The organism is Allorhizobium sp. DMC15, from assembly GCF_056314065.1.
In genome coordinates, this window is record NZ_JBQUZB010000001.1 from 1 (window position 1) to 20,656 (window position 20,656).

Below are 20,656 nucleotides of genomic sequence, written 5' to 3' on the forward strand. Positions count from 1 at the left end.
CGCGGGGTGGAGCAGCCCGGTAGCTCGTCAGGCTCATAACCTGAAGGCCGCAGGTTCAAATCCTGCCCCCGCAACCAAATTCTAATCCCAAATTCTCCTACTTCGGCAATTTTCATCGAAGCTCCTCAGCGTGACCCGCGAGGAGCTTTTGCTTCTCGGTCTCCGTGTCGATCTCTCCAGAGAACTGGCTGTGACCTGAGTCCCCAATCTCCCTCTAGAATTGGTGGAGTCTGTCACATCAAGGTGACGGACGAATGAAGTGTACATGGTTCACGCGGGGGCAGATCATCGGGACAAACAGTCACTACAGACTGGCCGAGCCTGCTCCAACCATCAAACCGCGAATTGATGCAGGTTCACCTGATCGGTATGGGTTGGCCCCACGGACCGTCGTGACCGCCACCCTGCTGTATCTAGGACCGCCGAAGTGCATTCAAGACGGCAGAGTCGTCCGGGCCAAAGCCCCAGAAAAACCAGACGAAACGTGGACTGTCAGGGGAGGAGGTTAGGGATATGGCCTCGCCACGCTTCAGCATATTCGGTGAGATCTGGTACAGTTTTCTCAATCCGACGCATGGAATGCTCGGGCCGCATCCCTGCGAGAATTGCAGCGCCAAGGGCGGTTCCGGTCTGTGATGCGGAGGCCAGGACGGGACGGTTGGTCAGGCTGCGGATACCGGCGAGGAAGATCGGATTTGTCGCGAAGGGACCTTCGACGATGATCTTCCCCTTGGAATCGATCATCTCCAGACAGGTCGCGGTCATCAGCGCCTGGTAAAGGCTGGCTGCGGCACGACGTTCAGCAGCATTGCCCGGCTCCGCAATCCATTTGCCCTGTGCCAGAGGGAAGGGGCCGGTGCCCTTCACCGTACTGGGCAGCAGCAAGCTCTTTCTGTCAAGAACGGCATCAAGTGCGGTCCATTCCTGCTCCGGGTTCACGGCGGAGACATCCGCGGTTGTCATCTCCCATTCGCGTCCGCCCATATAGCGGGCCGACGGCACGGGCGTGCCAAAGGCATCGACATTGACGAGGGTGTCGCGGGCTGGATCGAGTTTGGAGGGTTGTCCGCCTGGCGCAAAACAGATGACCCAGGTGCCGGTCGACACGACGGTGCAAGGCTCTTTGCGATCGACGAGATGGGGCAGAAGCGAGGCATTGGAATCGTGGATGCCACAATAGACCGGGACAGGTTTCGACAATCCGATCTGGCGGGCGACATCCGCGCGAATCTCGCCGAGGACGTCGAAGGCAGAGCGGATCGGCGCCATTTTTTCCGAAAGGCCCAGCTTTTCGACCAGAGGTGAAAATCCGTCGGTGAAAGGCAGCCAGAGGTCGGTATGGCAACCGAGCGATGTTTTTTCGTTTGCAGCGACCCCCGTGAGGCGCAGGGCCCAGTATTGCGGATAGGTGATGATTGTCCTGACCCGAGAGAAGTCTGCGGGGAAGCAGGTGCGCTGATAGTGCAATTGGGCGCCGACATTCAGCCCGCCGGTGAGTCTTGGCGAGAAGGTGTCAGTAAAGTCGGGTCGCAAAGCGTCGTAGGTGCTGATCACCTCTGCCGGATACATATGCTCATAGTCCAGCACCGGCATAGCCAGCGCTCCCGTCTCGTCGAGGAGGGCAGCACTTGCCCCGTGAGTCGTGATCGAAAGGGCGTCGAAGCCGGGCTGTCGCGCATAATCCGAGAGGGAGTGCAGGATGAAGGCCCAGAGCCGCTCCGTATCAAAATGCGGGTAGGGCCCGCCGGAGACGACCTCGTTTGCGGTCTTGCGAACGGCGATTTCGCTCCCCGTTGCTGCGTCTACCACGACCACTTTGGCATTGGTCTTGCCGATATCGATGACGGCGATTCGTTCGAAGGACTGGCTCATGGCATGTAGAAGACGGGTTTCAGATCGACCGCCCAGGGGGAGCTGTCAGGGTTGGTGGCCATGATATCCGCCATATGTGCCCACCAGCGCTTCATCACCGGGTGAGAGGGCAAGTCGGCCATTTTATGCGTCTTGGTGCGCGTCAAAACGCCGATCAAAAGGTTTGTCTCGGGATCGAGATGGATCGTGTAGTCGCTGATGCCGGCGTCATGCAGGAGGTCGACGAGATCAGGCCAGATCTCGTCATGGCGCTTCCTGTATTCGGCCTCCATGCCGGAATTAAGCTTCATCTTGAAGACGTGGCGTTCGGTCTCGCTCATTACGCGTTCCTCGCATGCTTGATCCGGCGGGCGACGATCGGCAGGGCAATGGTGATGATCAAGAGCAGGCCGATGAAGATCGACATGACGATGCCGGGCACGTTGAGCAGGCCAAGGCCGAAGGTGACGAGGCCCATGACGAAGGCGGCGATGACGACGCCGACGATGGTGCCCGAACCGCCGAGGATGGAAACGCCGCCGAGCACGACCATGGTGACGACTTCGAGCTCCCAGCCCTGGGCAATGGAAGGGCGGGTCGAGCCGAGCCGGGAGGTGAGGCAGACGGCAGCGATCCCGCTCATCAGGCCGGTCAGAAGGAAAAGGATGAATTTGGCCCGCTCGACCGGGATGCCGGAGAAGCGAGCGGCGAGCGGATTGTTGCCGATGACATAGACGTGGCGGCCGAAATTCGTGCGGTGCAGCAGGATCGCGAAGAGGCACGCCATGACGAGGAAGAGGACGAATTCGAAGGAGAAGACCCAGACGACATATCCCTGGCCGAAATAGGCGAAATCGGCGGGATATTTGCCGAAGGCCTGATCGCCGAGCACGATGTAGGAAATGCCACGGAAGAGGCTCATGGTGCCGATCGTCACGACGATCGACGGTAGTTTCAGGCCTGCTACCAGCAGGCCGTTGAAGGCGCCGCAGGCGAGGCCGATGGTAATGCCGATTGCGACCAGCCCCGGTGTCCCGACCCCCATCTGAACGGCATAGCCCATGGCGGTGGAGGCAAGGGCGATGATCGCGGCGACCGAGAGGTCGATCTCGCCGGCGATGATCAGAAGCGCCATGGCAAAGGCGATCAGTGCCTTTTCGGTGAAGTTGAAGGTGGCGTCCGACAGGTTCCAGGCGTTCAGGAAATAGGGGGAGGCCAGCGAATTGGCGATGAAGATGAGGATCGCCACGCAGAAAAGCAGGACTTCCCAGCTGCCGAGCAGCCTGCGGAAGGGCGTCTCAAGGCGGTCGGGGATGACGCGCTTTGTGTGTTCATGTGCGGTGCTCATGCCGTCGCCTCCTTTCCGGCTGCGCGGTCGCGCAGAATGATGCGGCCCTTCTTGGCTTCGGCGCGGGCATTGAAGACGACGGCGAGCACGATGACGATGCCCGAGATCGCCATCTGGGCGAAGGGCGAAATGCCGATGACGGGGAGCGCATTCTTGATGACACCGAGGAAGAGGGCGCCCAGGACCGTGCCGATCACGGTGCCGATGCCACCTGCAATCGAAATGCCGCCGATAACGCAGGCCGCGACACTGTCGAGCTCGAAGCCGGCGGCGATATCGACATAGGCGACCGCATAACGCGAGACCCAGAGGTAACCGGATAGGCCGGCAAGCGCCCCGGAGAGCACGAAGGCCAGGAAGCGGGCGCGACCGACATCAATGCCGGCATAGATGGCCGCGACCGGATTGCCGCCGGCGGCATAGGTCGAGCGACCGAAGGCAGTGCGGGCAAGAATGAAGCCGATGAGCAGGATCACCGCGATCGCGACCCAGGAAAGGATCGGCAGCCCCAGCAGAGGCAAGCGCGGTACACCGAGGAAGTCCGGCTGCATCTGGTGGGCATTGACCCAGGCGCCGCCCGAGAGCACGAAGCTCATGCCGCGATAGATGGTCAGCGTGCCGAGCGTGACCACGATCGGCGGGATCTGCAGAGCCCAGACGAGGAAGCCGTTGATCGCGCCAAGGGCGGCCCCAATGCCGATCGCGACGAGAACGAGGAGTGCCAGCGGCAGGCCCGGAAAGGCGCTGTCGAGCATGGCAACCGCCATGCCGGTAAAGGCGAGATTGGCGGCAACCGAGAGGTCGATCGACTTGGTCAGGATCACGACCATCTGGCCGAGTGCCAGGATGATCAGGATCGAGGTGTCGTTGAAGATCGTGACCAGATTGTCCGGGTTGGCGAAATTGGGCGCGCGGGTGGTGAAGCCGAGGATCATGCCGATGATGATCAGACCCAGCAGCATTTCCCGGTTTTTCAAAAGGTTCTGCATTGTCATTCCTCACGCATTGCCGGTGGCGGCGCGCACTAGCGTCTCTGCGGTCAGGCCTTCGCGCTCGAAAATGCCGGCCTGCAGGCCCTCGCGCATGACCATCACGCGATCCGACATGCCGAGGATTTCTGGCAGTTCGGACGAGATCATGATGATCGAAAGACCTTCGCTTGCGAGTTCCGATATGAAGGCGTGGACGGCGGCCTTGGAGCCGATGTCGATGCCCTTGGTTGGTTCGTCGAGAATGATGACCTTGGGCGAGGTGGCGAGCCACTTGCCGATGACGACCTTCTGCTGGTTGCCGCCCGAGAGCGTGCCGACCGGCACCGAGAGGGCCGCCGCGCGCAGATCGAGCCGTTCGGCGAAGCGACGGGCGAGCTTCAGCTCGTTGGTCGCCTTCAGGAAGCCTGCAACCGAGGTGCGGATCAGCGAGGGCAGCGACATGTTCTGGTAGATCGGCAATTCCAGCGCCAGACCATGGCGACCCCGTTCCTCTGGCACGTAGACGATGCCGGCTGTGATCGCATCGGAGGTGTTGCGAATGGCGATCTCGCGACCTTCGAGCTCCAACCTGCCGGATTTTGGCCTGCTGATGCCGAAGATCGACTGGCAGAGCTCCGAGCGGCCGGCACCGATCAGGCCGTAGACGCCGAGGATCTCGCCCTTGCGCAGGGTGAAGCTGATATCGCGGAATTCTGTTTCGTGGCTGTAGCCCACGACACTGAGGACCGCTGCACCGATCACGGCCTCGATCTTCGGGAAGACGTCGTGCACGTCGCGTCCGACCATCTGCCGCACGATCTCGTCCTGGGGCGTGTCCTTGAGAACGCCGGAGCCGACCATGCGACCATCGCGGAAAACGGCGTAGTTGTCGGCGATCTCGTAGAGTTCGTCGAACTTGTGGCTGATAAAGAGGATGGCCTTGCCCTGGCGCTTTAGACCTTCGACGATGCGGAAGAGATCGTCGATCTCCTTGCGCGACAAGGCGGCCGTCGGTTCGTCCATGATAACGATGCGGGCATCGACGGAGAGTGCGCGGGCGATCGCGACCAGATGGCGCTGGGCGATCGAGAAGTCCTTGAGCTTGGTGGTCGGGTCGATGTCGCTTTCCAGCGCCTTCATCAGCTGCCGGGACCGCTCGTTTATGGTGCGCCAGTCGATCAGGCCGAAGCGCGTGCGCGGCGCGTGGCCGAGGAAGATGTTTTCGCCGACGGTGAGTTCGTCGAACAGCACGGTTTCCTGATGGATGGCCGTCACGCCTGCATCGATGGCGTCCTGAGCATTGGCAAAGGTAGTCGGTTTGCCGTCGATCAGGATCTCGCCTTCGTTCGGGCGGTAGATGCCCGTCAGGATCTTGACGAGCGTCGACTTGCCGGCGCCGTTCTCGCCGATCAGCGCGGTGACCTTGCCCGGATAGAGGGCAATGTTCACCTGATCCAGGGCTTTGACGCCCGGGAAGATCTGGGAAATGCCCCGCATTTCGAGAATAGGCTCGCCAGCCGGGATCGCGCCCGCCGCGAGCTTGGCAGATTGAACGGTCATCATCTTACTTACCGACTGAAGGAGAATCCCGGCGGCAAAGGCCGCCGGGTCTGGTCTGCCACGATCAGAAGATCTTGGCGAATTCCTCGACATTCGAGGCATTGTAGACGAAGGGATCTGCCATCGCGGCTTCGCCGTTGTCGCCAACCTTGATCTTGCCCATGCGACCGGCCTCGATTTCAGAACCCGGAGCTGCGTCGGTCTCGCCCTTGACGATGCGATAGGCAATCTGGGTTGCCGAGTAGCCGAGGTCGATCGGGTTCCAGATGGCGAATTCCTTCGTTGCTCCGGACTTGATGGCGCCCGCCATTTCGGAGGGGAGGCCAAGGCCGGTTACGTAGACTTGGCCGATCTTGCCGGCATCCTTGACAGCCTGGGACGCTGCGAGAACGCCGACGGTCGTCGGGGCAACGATGACCTTGACGTTCGGCTGCGAAGTCAGGAGACCATTGGCTTCTCGGTAGCTCTTGTCGGCGAGGTCGTCACCATAAACGGTGGTCGCGAGATTGAGGCCGGGGAAGTCCTTCAGCTGTGCCTTCATTTCCTCGATCCAGATGTTCTGGTTGGTCGAGGTGGTGGTGGCGGACAGGATCGCGAAGTCACCCTTGCCACCTTCGAGATGGTTGGCGGCGAGCTGCAGGCACATCTTGCCGATCAGCGCGTTGGACGACGGGTTGAGGTGCATGATGCGGCCTTCAGGCGCTACGCCGGAATCCCAGGAGATGACCTTGATACCGCGGTCCATGGCCTTCTTCAGGGCCGGGACAACGGCATCCGGATCGTTTGCTGAAATCGCGATGGCGTCGACGCCCTGGGCGATCAGCGAGTTGATGACTTCGATCTGGCCTTCAGCCGTCGTCGAGGTCGGGCCGGTATAGATCACTTCTACGCCGCCGAGTTCCTTGGCTGCTTCCTGTGCGCCCTTGTTGGCAGCTTCAAAGAAGCCGATGCCGAGCGACTTGACCACGAGCGCGATCTTCATGTCGGCGGCCTGTGCGGCCGAGCCCATGGTTGCGAGTGCAATCGCTGCACCGGCCAGCAACATTTTCGTCAGTTTCATGTTTTCCTCCCAGGTTGATGAACTGCTTTCCCTCTCCCTCCCGGCGCCTCCTCTAGGCGACCGACGAGGTATCCTCCCTTGCCGACGAAGCCATCGGCTTCACGGTTATGAGCTTCACGCCGGCGTCGGTGACCATGGCGGCCGCCTCGTCGGAAATTCCGTCATCGGTGATGATCGTCGACACCTTGTCGAGCGCACACAGGATCAGGCTGGAGCGCTTGGCGAACTTGCTGGAGTCGACCATGACGATCAGCTCTTCGGCCTGGCGCACCAGCTTCTGTTCGCTCTGAATGACGAGCGCGTCGGACTCCATCACGCCGAGTGCATTGATGCCCTGTGCGCCGATGAAGATGCGGCGGGCATAGAAATTGCGGATCGCGTCATTATCGAAAGGCGACAGGATCAGGCTCTGGTCGCGGTAGATCGCGCCGCCAGGAACCGAAACCGTGCATTTCGAGTGCTTCACCAAGTGCTCGGCAATGGCGAAGGAATTGGTCATCACCTGCAGGCGGCGGGCCGACATGAAATGCACCATCTGGAAGGTGGTGGTGCCGCCGTTGATGATGATCGAATCACCTTCGTCACAGAGATCGACCGCTGCGCGCGCAATTGCGCGTTTCTTATCGATATTGACCGATTCGGAAACGCGGAAGGGGCGGGCGGCGAGATTGCCGAGCTGCGGCGGGTGGACGGCTTCTGCGCCACCGCGGACGCGTCTCAGCTTTCCCTGCACGTGAAGAGACGCGATATCCCGGCGGATCGTGGCTTCTGAAGCCTCGGTCAGCTCGGCAATATCCTGCACCGTGATCACAGGCTTTTCCTGGATCGCGCTCAGAATAATGCGATGGCGTTCGCGTTCGTGCATGGGGTCCTCCTGACGGTGATTTATTCGTAATGTTTTTACGCTGTCAATCAGAAACGATCAAAAATAATTATATTGCATCGCACAATGAAAAGAAATGATCGAAACTGATTGACAATCGCGGGATGGCTGCGCGATACCTGCGAACAAGAAGGAGATGAGCCGTCGCTGACCGCTCATGAAAATCAATGCAGGGAGGATGTCATGACGGGCCAAACCCGCCTTCTCGAAAACCGTTGGGATGATGTCCACGCGGCCAAGCTGGATGAGCCCGGCAAGCTTCTTTACCGTTCCAATCTCTTGGGCGCCGACAAGCGCATTACCAATTACGGTGGCGGCAACACCTCCGCCAAGGTGATGGAGATCGACCCGCTGACCGGCGAAACGGTCAAGGTGCTCTGGGTCAAGGGCTCAGGCGGTGACGTCGGAACGATCAAGCTCGATGGCTTTGCGACGCTCTATCAGGAGAAGCTCGAAGCGCTGAAGGGCATCTACAAGGGTGTGCATGACGAAGACCGCATGGTCGGCTTCCTGCCGCATTGCACTTTCAACCTGAACCCACGTGCAGCCTCGATCGATACGCCGCTGCATGGTTTCGTGCCGTTCACGCATGTCGATCACATGCATCCGGACGCGATCATCGCGATTGCGGCCTCGAAGAATTCAAAGGAATTGACTGAAGAGATCTTCGGCTCGGAGATCGGCTGGCTGCCCTGGCGCCGTCCCGGCTTTCAGCTCGGCCTCGACCTCGAAGCCTTCGTGAAGGCCAACCCGACCGCCAAGGGTGTCGTGCTCGAAAGCCATGGCCTGTTCACTTGGGCAAACGACGCCAAGGATTGCTACCTGCTGACGCTCGAGATCATCAACAAGGCGATCGCGTGGTTTGCCAAGGAGACCGAGGGCAAAACGATCTTTGGCGGTGCGGTATCGAAGAGCCTGCCGGCAGAGGAGCGCCGTGCGATTGCCGCGCGCCTGATGCCCGAGATCCGCGGCCGCATCGGCAAGGCGGAGCGCAAACTCGGCCATTTCGACGACCAGGATGCCGTGCTCGAATTCGTCAATTCGAAGAACCTGCAGCCGCTGGGCAGCCTCGGCACCTCTTGCCCCGACCACTTCCTGCGCACCAAGATCCGGCCGCTGATCGTTGATTTCGATCCGGCAAAGCCGGATGTCGATGCGGTTCTTGCGGGTCTCGACAAGGCGCTCGAAGCCTATCGAGCCGACTACACCCGCTACTACGAGACCTGCAAACACGACAATTCGCCTGCGATCCGCGATCCGAATCCGGTGATCTTCCTGGTTCCGGGCGTGGGCATGCTGTCCTTTGCCAAGGACAAGGCGACGGCCCGCATTGCCGGTGAGTTCTATGTGAACGCCATCAACGTGATGCGCGGCGCCTCGACGGTGTCCGAATATCAGGGACTGCCGGAGCAGGAAGCGTTCGACATCGAATACTGGCTGCTCGAAGAGGCAAAGCTGCAGCGCATGCCGAAGCCGAAGAGCCTGGCCGGTCGCGTTGCCTTCGTCACCGGTGGCGCCGGCGGCATTGGCCGGGCGACCGCCGACAGGCTGATGGCGGAAGGTGCCTGCGTGGTGCTGGCCGATATTGATGCTGCGGCACTGGAGCAGACGGTCGCCGACTTCTCGAAGAGACATGGCGCGGACGTGGTCCGTTCCGTCCAGCTCGACGTGACGCGTGAGGATGCGGTTATCCGCTCATTCGCCGAAGCCTGCGTGGAATTCGGTGGCGTCGATATCCTGGTCTCGAATGCCGGGATCGCCTCGTCGGCCCCGGTCGAAGACACGACGCTTGCCATGTGGGACAAGAATATCAGCATCCTGGCAACCGGCTATTTCCTCGTTTCCCGCGAGGCCTTCCGCCTGTTTCGGCGTCAGAAGCTTGGCGGTAACGTCGTCTTCGTTGCCTCGAAGAACGGCCTTGCCTCTTCGCCGAATGCGTCCGCGTATTGCACGGCGAAAGCTGCCGAGATCCATCTCGCCCGCTGCCTGGCGCTCGAAGGGGCGGAAGCTGGTATCCGCGTCAACACCGTCAATCCCGATGCCGTGCTGCGCGGTTCGAAGATCTGGAACGGCGAGTGGCGCGAGCAGCGCGCGGCCTCCTCGAAGATCGAAGTGGATGATCTCGAGGAGCATTATCGCAAGCGTTCTATGCTGAAGCTGAATGTCTTCCCGGAAGACATTGCCGAAGCCATCTACTTCCTGGCGTCGGACCTTTCCGCGAAATCGACCGGCAACATCATCAATGTCGATGCCGGCAACGCACAGAGTTTCACCCGCTGACCTCCCAAGAGCCTCGCGGCGGTATCGCCGCGAGGCTGCCAGCCGCTCTCTCGGGCGATTAAATGAAATGGGGTGTGGAGGAGAGGGGCGGTTGCGCCCCTCGCATGATGTCCCCTGAAATGCGACAGATGCGCTGAAGCACGGTTCTTCATGCGCGAAGGAGGATGAAATGACCGAGACCCGGATCGCCGCAGATGTCATCGCGGCAGAAAACGAGCGTCGTCAAAGCGCCCATTACAGCGACTATGAGGCGCTGGGCGCCAGGCTTTCCCGTCAGTCGATCGACATCGAGGCCATAACGGCCATGGTGGCGGACTTTTTCGTTGCCGTTCCCTCCTGGGGTGTCGGCACAGGCGGCACGCGCTTTGCTCGCTTTCCCGGTCTCGGGGAGCCGCGGCATATCTTCGACAAGCTCGACGACTGTAGCGTGATCCAGCAGTTGACCCGCGCGACGCCGACCGTCTCGCTGCATATCCCCTGGGACAAGGCAGATCCGAAGGAGCTGAAGGCCAAGGCAGACGCGCTCGGGCTTGGCTTCGACGCGATGAACTCGAACACCTTCTCGGATGGCGCCGATCAGGCGCATTCCTACAAATTCGGTTCGCTCAGCCATGTGGACGTAGCGACCCGCCGCCAGGCGGTCGAGCACAATATCGAATGCATCGAACTCGGCGCCGCACTCGGCTCCAAGGCGCTGACGGTCTGGATCGGCGACGGTTCCAACTTCCCCGGGCAGAGCAATTTCACCCGCCAGTTCGAGCGCTATCTCGAGGCGATGCGCGATATCTACAAGGCGCTGCCGGATGACTGGCGGCTGTTCTCCGAGCACAAGATGTACGAGCCGGCCTTCTATTCGACGGTCGTGCAGGACTGGGGCACCAACTATCTCATCGCCCAGACGCTGGGCGAGAAGGCCTACTGCCTCGTCGACCTTGGCCACCATGCGCCGAACACCAATATCGAGATGATCGTCGCGCGCCTGATTCAGTTCGGCAAGCTCGGTGGCTTCCACTTCAACGACTCGAAATATGGGGATGACGATCTGGATGCCGGTTCGGTCGAGCCCTACCGCCTCTTCCTCGTCTTTAACGAACTCGTTGATGCCGAGCATCGCGGCGTGAAGGGCTTCCACCCGGCGCATATGATCGACCAGAGCCACAATGTGACGGACCCGATCGAGAGCCTGATTGCAAGCGCCAACGAGATCCGCCGCGCCTATGCGCAGGCGCTTCTGGTCGATCGTACAGCGCTCGAAGGCTACCAGTCCGACAATGACGCGCTGATGGCGACGGAAACGCTGAAGCGCGCCTATCGCACCGATGTCGAACCCATCCTGGCCGAGGCGCGCCGTCGGACCGGTGGCGCGATCGACCCTGTCGCCACCTATCGCGCCAGCGGCTACCGCGCGAGGGTCGCCGCAGAACGGCCGGCCGTGAAGGGCGGCTCAGGCGGCATCGTCTGAGATTGTCAGGCATCAGTTGGATGCTGGCGCACGCGGTGCCTTAGTCCGGTCGATGGTCATCCGGCACGGCGCCATGGATGACATGGATGCATACAAACGCAACGGCGCCATCTGCCAGGCCATGTGCCGGGCAGATGGCGCCGTTGAGCTTATAGGACGGCTCCTGCAATCAACTCGTATGGGAGTCGACGACAAGATGCTTGTCGTCGAACAGGATCTTAACGGTTTCAGTGTGGTTCTGCAGAACGGCCACGTCTTTCCAGCCGGTATCGCCCAGATCCACGCTCAGCGTCGTGTCTGTGCCGTCGCTCTTTAGACTCACATGCGCGGCGATCTCGGTCTGACTGGTCTGTTCGCCGAGAAGAGCGTCGAGGAGGGCCGAAACATCCAGAGCGTCGCCATCCGTCAGGCTGTAATCTGTGATCACGTCAGCAACGTCGAGGTTGCTCAGCGCCGTCTCGTCAAAAACAAAAGTGTCGGCCCCTGCACCGCCGGTGACGGTGACTGCACCCATGCCACCGTGCAACACGTCATTGCCATTTGTGCCGAACAGGGCATGGCCATCGCCACCCGAACCGAAGATCGTGTCGAAACCAACCTCGAGGAAACTGCCCGTCGAGCCGTCGGCAAAGGTGAATTCTCCCTTGGAAAATACCATCTGTCCATCTTCCGTGCCGCCCGTCTGGTCGGTCGACAGGGAGATTTCCGTCACGCCGTGATCGGTGAGGCTCAAGAGCTCGCCGGCATCGCTGATGCCGTTATTGTTCGAATCAAGCCAGATCGTGAGATCGGTGTAGGCGGCATCATGGCCATCGATCTTGCCATCCCCATTGGTGTCGAGCGAAGCCAGTGCCTCAATGCCGCTGGCATACTTCCCCCCGTTAAAGTCCGGCGTGAAGATTTCCGAGCCATTGTCGATCGTGCCATTGCCATTCAGGTCATAGGCAAGGATGCCGTCACCGCTGGTCCAGGCAATCTGGTCCTTGTGGCCATCGGCATTGATGTCGAAGGCGACACCGTGGTCGACGGAGGAGAAGGCAAAGCCGTTGCGGTCGAGGTCCAGGACGATGGGGTCGAGAATGCTGTTCCGCAAGATGTCGCCGATGTCGTTGAAATCGGTGTCGCGGAGGTCGAATACGGAATAGTCACCGGACTTTGCCGCCGACACATTCCCAGTCTGCTGGTAGACAAATGTGTGGGAGACGCCATCGAAACGGGCCGTAAAGGCAACCGTCGCTCCTTGCACACCGAGATCGTTGTTCATCAGATATTGAATTGCCACGGCGGCTTTTTCATTCGAGTTGATGACAAGCGGGGAACCGAAATTCGTGTTGTCGTCGAAGACGACCATGCCATTGACGACCGCATGAGAGCGGATCACGAAGGACGGATCTGACGCCGCAGCGGCGGATGCGGTGGTGTCGTTATAGTTGCCGTCCGCAACTCTCACCATGACCGGTGCCGTTGCGAGCCGATCCTCGCCATAGTGGAAGTCCATGACGGTATCATTTTTGATGCCGGCGACCTTTCCGTCGACCATGGTGATCGTCGCGCCGCCTCCGCCGATCTTGAAGGCGAACGTATCCCGTCCGGAGCCGCCGACCATCACGTCCCAGCCACGGCCAGCAGAAATCGTATCGTTGCCAGCGCCGCCAAGGACAAGTGCGTCTCCCCTGCCACCTGACAGCCGGTCGTCGCCGTTGCCGCCGTCGATGAAGTCAAAGCTGCCGGCGGATGGGGTCCGTCCACTATCGCCGACAATTGTGTCATTGCCGTCCATGCCGAGCAGGATATCGGAATCCGCGTCGCCATAAATTGCATTGCCGCTGCTGTTGCCGATGACGATGTCATTACCCTTGCCCGCATTGAGATCCATGCTCGGCGCCGTTTCCGCAAGGGTGATGATCATGTGCTCTTCCGAGTTGCGGAAGCTGTCGATGAAGCCATAGGAGTTTCCATAACCGCCTGCGACTTCCACGTTGACAGCGGAGGCATTGTGATGGAGCGCCATGATCGGGGTATAGGTGAAATGGGTGTCGCCATTCGGTTCCGTGGCGATAACCTTGTAGACGTAGATGCCCGAGCTTGATTCGCTCGGCGTTCCGCTGATGGTGCCCTTGCTGGAGAAAGTCAGCCACGCATCGCTATTCTGGGCGAAGACCTTTTCGTAAGTGTAGGTCGTGCCGCTTGGCAGGTCCTTGAACAGGCCCGCTGTCGAAATCTGGATCGTATTCGTTCCGGCATGACCAGCCTGATATGCCATGTGGCCTGTGATGGTCGTGTTCTCGTTGACGCTCGTCGGAACCGATTCGTCGACTTTATCGATAACCGTGACCGTCACCGGCTTGGCGGTCACCAGTTTACTGCTGCCGTCATTGTCAGTGATTTCGACAGTAATCTGGATGGAACTCGTTTTTTCATAATCGAGAGCGATGCCGGATTTGAGGCGCAACTCGTAAGAGCCCGTCTCTCCTGCCGTGGTTCCCCCGGCCGCGACGATTTCAAAGCGATCATCGACAGTTACCCCATCTGCCTTCAGCACGCGGAACGATAGGTCGGTCTTTGCATCTACATCCGAAACCGTGAAGCTGTCGATCAGGATCCCGCCCTTGTCGGTTTCTATGGCGCTTCCTCCCTCAAGTCCGGCAACGTTCGGGGTGTCATTGACGGAATAGACGGGAACAGTGATCGGCAAGGTCGTGGAGGCGGCATGACCGTTGGCTGTCTCGGTGGAAACCATCACCAGATCCAGCTTCAGATCGCCGTTGAAGTTTGCCGGGGGCAGGACCGAGAGATACTTGTGATTCCATGCTGTCACATCGACTTCGGAATACCCGTCAGTTGCAGTGAATTCGTGCCCGTCACTGTCCTTGATTGTCGTTCCGGCCGGAATCTTCGAAATCAGGAGCTTGAGCGTTTCGGACCCGTCGGTATCCATGAGGGTTGCATCGTAGGAGAGCCGAGCTGAACCATCTTCAGCGGTACCCATGACGGTAACCAGAGCAACTGAAGGCTTGTCGGCAACGGCTTCCACGGTCACCGGCAGGTCGTAGGACATGGAGGCTCTGTCACCGCTCCCACTTTCCACGGCCGTCACCGTGACCTTGAGGTCGATGGTACCGGAGAAATTGTAGGGTGGCGTGAGGACAAGGCTGGAGAGATCCCATCCGGTCACGTCGACGCTTCCGGAGAAGCCACCATGACCCTTGCCATCGGAGAGAAAACTTCCTCCCGGTAGTCCCGAGATCGTGTAGGCGAGGGTCTCGGAACCGTCCGTGTCAGACAGGTGTCCCTCAATGGAGAGGGGAATTTTGCTGTCTTCCGAGCCGAATGCCGGCGTCACGGTCGCCGTTGGCGTGTCTGCCACGCCAGAAACGCTCACAAGCCAGTAGGACTTGATGGGATGGCTGGAGCCGTCGAAGGCGTCCTGATAACCCCAGGTCACGTAGAAAGCGAACTGCCTGTCCACATTTGCGGGCGGCAAAACCTGCAGACTGTCGAGATCCCAGCTACTGATGTCGACGGTATCGGTGAGACTGGTGGAGGTGAAGCTGTGGCCCTTGTCGTCAAAAATCGTGGTGCCCACCGGAATGGTGTTCAGTGTCACCACCAGATGTTCAGATCCGTCGCTATCCTTGGTAGCCGAGGTGAAATCGAGAGCGATGGGCTTGTCTTCCAACCCGACTGCCGGCTGAAGCGTGAAGGTAAAGTCATCGGGTTCTGACGAGACCGTAATTGTGGCTGTCGCCGGCGTTTTGTCCTCAAGGCCGCCGGCATCCTTTGCGGCATAGGTGAAGTGGTCCATTCCCGCATAGTCGGCGGTTGGCTTGAAATAGACCGTGGTGCTGTTGACGACATCGCCAACCTTCAGTGGATCGCTTGAGCCTGCGGAGAGGTAGAGCTGGCCATTGCCCGGCAGGGTCTTGATGACATAGCTCGATTGGTCACCATCGGTATCGGTACTCGCAAACGTTACCGTGACGAGGCCATCTTCCTTGCCGGTCGCGGTGACATCCGCAGTCTCGGGAGCCTCGTTCAGATTGATGACGTCCACCGCAAACGTCTTGTCGAGAAATAGGCCTTGGCTGTCTGTGACACGGATTTCGAGGTCGATGGACGGTGTTTTTTCGTAGTCGATAACGGCGTTTGCCGCGACGGAAATCACACCTGTGTCGGCGTCGATGACAAAGCGACCATCCGGCGAAACCAGAGATGCCCCACCATCCTTGACGAAGGCATAGGTCAAGGGATCGATCTCGCCATTGGGATCAAGCCCTGAAACCTTGCCAACCGCAGTGCCGCCATCGCTGTTCTCTTGAACTGTGAGGGCCGTCGAGGTCAGATCGCTGGGGGCTTCCTCTGCCAGTTGCGAGGCGGCCACCGTGCCGTTGGAGAATTGGAAGCTCTCCACGCCAGTTGCCTTGATGACGGCGCCATTCGGGAGCGAAAGCGAGAATTCGCCCGTCGTAGCATCCTTCAGAACCTTGACGTCCTGCCAGCGGATATCGCCGTTAGCCTCGGCGATCACGAGACGGTCGTCGCCGCCTCCCGCGTGGACGACAACCGAGTGGCTTGAACTGAGACCGGAGACATCGAAACGCTCGGCGGAATCGCTGCCGGACAGTGTGATGGTCGAGGTCAGTAGCGAAGTTCCAGTGAAGTCGCCGATGACGCTATAGCTGTCGGTGCCACCATTGCCAGCGATCGCAAAGTCTTCGATCTCGTTGACTTCGGCGACTATGCTGCCGTTGATCGTGACGAGGATTTCCGACGATCCGACATAGCTTTCGCCATGAGCGGCATTATAGGCAGCCCGTGTCCAGACCACATAGGCTTCCAAGGATGCGGAGCCCTCGATGGTCAGGAGGTCGCGCCCGCCCGATGTTTCTGTGCCGCCGCTTATGGTGTCGCGTCCATCGCCAACGGAATAGACGATCCTGTCATCGCCAGATCCGGCATTGATGGTGTCATTGCCGGCATTACCGTAGATGATGTCGTCGCCGTCGCCGCCGAAAATCGTGTCATCGCCGCTGCCGCCCCAGATCTGGTCATTGCCGGTTCCGCCATGCAGCTCGTCATCGCCGCCAAGACCGGAGATCCAATCATCATCGGCTCCGCCATCAATCCTGTCAGACTGGCTGTTTGAACCCTGAAGGATGTCGTTGCCGCTGCCCCCCTCAATCGAGATGGAGGCGGCGTCCGAAGTTGTGTACCCCTTGGGAAGAAGGATGATGTCGTTGCCATTCGTGCCGATGAATGTCTCGATGCCGGACAGTTCCCCAGCTGCATCGGCACGGTCGAAGACAAAGCCCTGGCCTTGACTGCCAGGTTCGAAGCGCAGCGTATCGTTACCCGAACCACCGATGAGAGCATCGTTTTCGCCGGAGCCGCCCGAGATAATGATAGGTGTCGAGCTGCCGTCGCCTGCGGTGAACACAATGGGGGCGGAGCCGGCCAGATCGTCAACGTCTGCCGAAACGATCAGCGTGTCGTCACAGCTACCGCCGTCGAGTGTGTCCGCACCTTTGCCAGCGACGAGCAGATCGTCCCCTGCACCGCCCTTCAAGTGGTTTGCTTCATCGCCGCCGACCAGAATGTCGTCGGCCTTGCCGCCTTCCACATCTACGATGCCGGCGACGCTGTCCCGGCCGATGGTCTTACCGTTACCGGCATCCACCGAGGTCCCGGCGGCGATGACGTGGCCGTCGCGGCTGGCTTCCGTCGTTCCAAGGTTGACGAAAACGCCGGTGTCCAGGGCCGCATAGCTCAGTGATGTACCGTTGATCTTGCCGGAAGCGTCGATCCGGACGGTGATCGTGCCGCTCCTCTCATCACCATCGGCATCCTTTGCATGCAGCTGAAGTGTCAGGTCCAGATATTGGCTGCCAGCGGTGTGCGCGCCGTGGTCGAGGGGACGGTACAGTTCGAACACGTAATTGCCGCTGGATACGTCAACCGAGACGCTGAAGACGCTGTTGGGATCCGTGAGGTCCTGGGGAGCCTCGTTCCCGAGATAGCCGACCAGGATCGAGCCAACCAGAGCGACGTTAACGATCTGGCTGCCGGATGTCAGGCTGACGGTTGCGTTGTTTTGATCCGTCGCGACGACCTCCGCGCCGAGGGAGAGTTCCCTCGCCGGCCCGCCATCGACACCGAAGCTTATTCCCGTGCCAGCGGTGACCGACCAGGGGCCGTCTTCGCTGAGCAGGGACGGCACGGTCGGGGCGAAGGAGGGATGGGAGTCGTTGATCGTGATCTGAAGCTGGTTCTTCATAGGCAGTGTGTCGCCATCGCCGTCGCGAACGGTCACGGCCGTCGAAAGATCCAGGGTCAGCTTGTCCGTCGGAATGCCTGTGGGTCCACCTTCTACGGGTTCGGGACCGACAAGCATGGGACCGCCGTCATCGTTTCCGGAGATTTTGGTGCCCGGCAGAACGTGATCGAGCGCGCAGTATTGTTTGAAGCTATAAGCTCCGGTGGTGGCATCAACGGCGAAGGTAAAGATGACGGTGCCGTCGACCTTGGCATAAAGGGTATTGTCGATCACCGAATAAGAGAGGGCGTGGCCATTGGACGTGAGATTGGTGAGCGTGCTCGAGAGATTGTCGGTTTCAACGATGTATCCGCCCACACCATCCGCGCCAAAGTCTACGACGCGTGACAAGTCGCCCGAAACTTCACTGCCTTCTGCCATTTTCGGGAACAGAACGGTTTCCGTAGCGACAGGCACATCGTCTTCGACATGCAACCACAGCTCGCCGGACGCCGTGTCACCATCCTTGTCGGTCACCGTAAAACTGATGTTGATCGAGCCGCTGTCGCTGCCCTCGGCATGCGCGTAGGCTGCCGTCATCTCGAAGCTGTAGGATCCGTCCGCGTTGATGATCAGGATTGCGGCTGTCTGGTGCGAGTCCGTACCTGTCGCAACAAAGACTGTGCTGCCATCAGCCCCTGTCTTTCCCTCGCCCCAAGTCACGGTCTCGGTGAAGGCCGTCCCTTCCTCGGGTTGCCATATGACAGAGAAATTGCCCTTGCTGATGGTGACGTCACCAAATCCGTCCGCACCCGCGCTGAACAGGTCTCCGGCCTCGCCGCCGACGATCCGCCCGGCAACAACCTCGTCAATCTTGCTCTCGGCGCCGGCGGTGCCCTGTGCTGCGTCCTCAAGACCGTCCGAAGGGATGGCTTCGGGATTGGCCACGGGTGCGTCGTCGTTCACGACCACAGAGAAACGTCCGTCGGTGCTGTCTCCGTCTGAATCCGTGGCACGGAAGTTAAAGTCGAAACGCAGGTCATCTTCGACATCTGTGCCATTGTGATCGATCGGTTGCAGCAGCGTGAAGTAATAGGCGCCGGTCGAACCGCTGTTGTCGAGCGTGACCGTGAATATCCAGTTCTCTTCGGCTGACGGATCGGTGCCGGTGAAACCGATCAGAGCCGGCTGGCCGTTGATTTCGGTCACGAAATAGAAAACGGCCTGATCCCCAGAAGTCAGCGGCACCTCGGAATTCACATGGACGCGCTGATAGTCTAGCTGCTCGACCGGCTCTCCGCTCTCTTCATCGATCACGACGTCCGGTTCATAGCCGACGAAGGAAAGGGCACCTGTATGGCCGGAATTGTCGTCCGCGCCCCAGTCGATACCGAGCGAAGCCGAGACCGTCCTGCCGTCGCCATTCTCGACACCCGGCTCGCCATCGAGGTCGCCTGCAGGATAGCTGTCACCGGGATTCCCTATAACGCCTGCCAGATCTTCCTCATCGAGGCTTTTCGACGGTAGGTTCACGATCGTCGGTCCATCGTCCCTGATGTCGACATGAAACGTGCCGGTTGCCGAGTCACCGTCGCGATCAGTCACAGTGTAGGTGAAGCCGAGGCTGATGATGTCCTCCAGATCAATCTGCTCGCCGTGATGGCCCGGATCCGGATGGTCGAGTTTGCCGGACAGTTCGAATGTGAACGCACCGGTCAAACGATTGTCGATCGTCACCGTGAACACGGTATTACCTTCGCTGTCGACGGCTCGAAGGGCGACGTAGGGCACAGACGTATCGCTGGTGGCTGGATAGGTCTCGATAGTGACCGGCAAACCACCGGAGGTCAGCGCGAGGGTCTGATCGCCGCCGAGCCCCGCTTCATCGACATTGCTTGCGCCAGCAAAGCCAATGGCGGAGATTGCGCCCAGATCGGAGCCAGGATCGAAACCCAGCTTGCCCGAATAGGTCTGGTTGCCCTCGTCGCGATCGGCGATCACCGCTTCATTAAGCGGGATGGGATCGTTCATAGGAATGATGGATGGGCGGCCGTCGTAAGCGAAGGAGGGCCTTTCTGCGGCGACGTTGTCTGCAAAGGCGGTGCCTTCCAGCAACGACGCCATGGTGAAGTCTTCCGGGGTCGCGCTGATTGCGCTGTCATCGAAATCGGCACTGGAACCCGGTGCGCGGACCGAGGCTGAATAACCATCGGGGCCTTCTGCAACATTGATGTTGCTCGATTCCAGAGCGGCCACAACGGTCGCCTGCGGCAGTTCGACGTCACCGATGATAAAGGTCGGAATATGGGCGGCGCCACCAGTGATGACGAGTTCAGAGCCGTCGGCCAGCACAAGAACGAGGTCGGAGCCTTCGATCCGGAAGTCGGCATTCTCGAGATCGAAGCCGGCTGGAAGCGTCACGGAATGATCGGCGCCGGGGGTCAGATAGGTGACTGCCGCTGGGTTCGCATTCGCAGACTGACTGGATGCAGCAAGTTCAATGGTCGGCACCTGCGCAGGATCAGCAGTTTGGGCCGAGGCAGAGCTGTGGGTGAGGGCAGCGTCCTCGTCCAAGGTGTTGATCTTGGTGGAGAGGATCACATTGGCTTGGCGCGGATTTGACATGGTAACTCAACTGTAAATGTTTCAGCTGACTTAAAGCGCCGGCGGGCAATCGCGGCAACGAACAAACCAAAACATTTGCATAACCTGTTATGTTTTTGTCGGCCAAAGTTAAGCCGGTTTGCGCCGCGGAGGGCTATCGCGCGACAAGGGTCCAACAGCGAGGTGCTTCCTTGAATGAGACCGCCAAACCCCAGGGCCGGCCCGAACATCGGGAAGTGTAAGGTCTGGACCGACTTATCTTTCGGCGGAGGGTGGGGAGCCGAAAGCCATGGCATTACGCCAAGTCTGACCCGTTCTTCGTCCGAATTTCACCATGTTGACTAGGGGTCTCATTCACCCCACGGTAGCTCAACGCCGGTAAGC

General features: G+C 59.9%; 10 protein-coding genes and 1 tRNA gene. 3 read left to right on the top strand and 8 right to left on the bottom strand.

Annotated elements, in window-relative coordinates; all coding sequences use genetic code 11:
- Nucleotides 1–77 (top strand) — tRNA-Met (locus ACT53S_RS00005).
- A 415-nt stretch (nt 78–492) separates the two neighbouring features.
- Here ACT53S_RS00005 and ACT53S_RS00010 read toward each other — a convergent pair.
- The 7 genes from ACT53S_RS00010 to ACT53S_RS00040 all read right to left on the bottom strand — a co-directional run bounded on the left by ACT53S_RS00010 (nt 493) and on the right by ACT53S_RS00040 (nt 7,655).
- Nucleotides 493–1,872 (bottom strand): FGGY-family carbohydrate kinase, encoded by a 1,380-nt coding sequence (locus ACT53S_RS00010; RefSeq protein ID WP_476065485.1) that lies wholly within the window; start codon nt 1,870–1,872, stop codon nt 493–495.
- Nucleotides 1,869–2,192, bottom strand: coding sequence for an L-rhamnose mutarotase (locus tag ACT53S_RS00015; RefSeq protein WP_476065486.1), 324 nt, complete (start codon nt 2,190–2,192; stop codon nt 1,869–1,871). The genes ACT53S_RS00010 and ACT53S_RS00015 overlap by 4 nt, the downstream gene beginning before the upstream one ends.
- Nucleotides 2,192–3,199: an ABC transporter permease gene (locus tag ACT53S_RS00020; RefSeq protein ID WP_476065487.1), complete on the bottom strand. Its 1,008-nt coding sequence runs from the start codon at nt 3,197–3,199 to the stop codon at nt 2,192–2,194. The genes ACT53S_RS00015 and ACT53S_RS00020 overlap by 1 nt, the downstream gene beginning before the upstream one ends.
- Nucleotides 3,196–4,188, bottom strand: coding sequence for an ABC transporter permease (locus tag ACT53S_RS00025; RefSeq protein WP_476065488.1), 993 nt, complete (start codon nt 4,186–4,188; stop codon nt 3,196–3,198). The genes ACT53S_RS00020 and ACT53S_RS00025 overlap by 4 nt, the downstream gene beginning before the upstream one ends.
- 9 nt (nt 4,189–4,197) lie before the next feature.
- Nucleotides 4,198–5,733 carry a sugar ABC transporter ATP-binding protein gene (locus ACT53S_RS00030; RefSeq protein WP_476065489.1) on the bottom strand — a complete coding sequence of 512 codons (1,536 nt, stop codon included), beginning with the start codon at nt 5,731–5,733 and terminating at the stop codon, nt 4,198–4,200.
- A gap of 61 nt (nt 5,734–5,794) precedes the next feature.
- Entirely contained in the window at nt 5,795–6,790 is a 996-nt protein-coding gene (gene rhaS, locus ACT53S_RS00035) for a rhamnose ABC transporter substrate-binding protein (protein ID WP_476065490.1), read from the bottom strand.
- A 52-nt stretch (nt 6,791–6,842) separates the two neighbouring features.
- A complete protein-coding gene (locus ACT53S_RS00040) occupies nt 6,843–7,655 on the bottom strand; it encodes a DeoR/GlpR family DNA-binding transcription regulator (RefSeq protein WP_476065491.1) in 813 nt (270 codons plus the stop codon).
- A gap of 201 nt (nt 7,656–7,856) precedes the next feature.
- Between ACT53S_RS00040 and ACT53S_RS00045 the strand changes: the two genes are divergently transcribed.
- Nucleotides 7,857–9,953, top strand: coding sequence for a bifunctional rhamnulose-1-phosphate aldolase/short-chain dehydrogenase (locus ACT53S_RS00045; protein WP_476065492.1), 2,097 nt, complete (start codon nt 7,857–7,859; stop codon nt 9,951–9,953).
- Nucleotides 9,954–10,122: 169 nt separating this feature from the next.
- The gene (gene rhaI / locus ACT53S_RS00050; protein ID WP_476065493.1) at nt 10,123–11,415 is read left to right on the top strand and encodes an L-rhamnose catabolism isomerase; all 1,293 of its coding nucleotides are present in this window, start codon (nt 10,123–10,125) and stop codon (nt 11,413–11,415) included.
- Between the two features lie 169 nt (nt 11,416–11,584).
- Here rhaI and ACT53S_RS00055 read toward each other — a convergent pair whose 3' ends face one another.
- Nucleotides 11,585–20,293 (bottom strand): DUF5801 repeats-in-toxin domain-containing protein, encoded by an 8,709-nt coding sequence (locus tag ACT53S_RS00055; RefSeq protein ID WP_476065494.1) that lies wholly within the window; start codon nt 20,291–20,293, stop codon nt 11,585–11,587.
- Between the last annotated feature and the right edge of the window lie 363 nt (nt 20,294–20,656).

Excerpts from the sequence above, each read along its gene's own strand:
- ACT53S_RS00010 (WP_476065485.1), bottom strand. The coding sequence starts at position 1,872 with ATGAGCCAGTCCTTCGAACGAATCGCCGTCATCGATATCGGCAAGACC.
- ACT53S_RS00015 (WP_476065486.1), bottom strand. The coding sequence starts at position 2,192 with ATGAGCGAGACCGAACGCCACGTCTTCAAGATGAAGCTTAATTCCGGC.
- ACT53S_RS00020 (WP_476065487.1), bottom strand. The coding sequence starts at position 3,199 with ATGAGCACCGCACATGAACACACAAAGCGCGTCATCCCCGACCGCCTT.
- ACT53S_RS00025 (WP_476065488.1), bottom strand. The coding sequence starts at position 4,188 with ATGCAGAACCTTTTGAAAAACCGGGAAATGCTGCTGGGTCTGATCATC.
- ACT53S_RS00030 (WP_476065489.1), bottom strand. The coding sequence starts at position 5,733 with ATGATGACCGTTCAATCTGCCAAGCTCGCGGCGGGCGCGATCCCGGCT.
- rhaS (WP_476065490.1), bottom strand. The coding sequence starts at position 6,790 with ATGAAACTGACGAAAATGTTGCTGGCCGGTGCAGCGATTGCACTCGCA.
- ACT53S_RS00040 (WP_476065491.1), bottom strand. The coding sequence starts at position 7,655 with ATGCACGAACGCGAACGCCATCGCATTATTCTGAGCGCGATCCAGGAA.
- ACT53S_RS00045 (WP_476065492.1), top strand. The coding sequence starts at position 7,857 with ATGACGGGCCAAACCCGCCTTCTCGAAAACCGTTGGGATGATGTCCAC.
- rhaI (WP_476065493.1), top strand. The coding sequence starts at position 10,123 with ATGACCGAGACCCGGATCGCCGCAGATGTCATCGCGGCAGAAAACGAG.
- ACT53S_RS00055 (WP_476065494.1), bottom strand. The coding sequence starts at position 20,293 with ATGTCAAATCCGCGCCAAGCCAATGTGATCCTCTCCACCAAGATCAAC.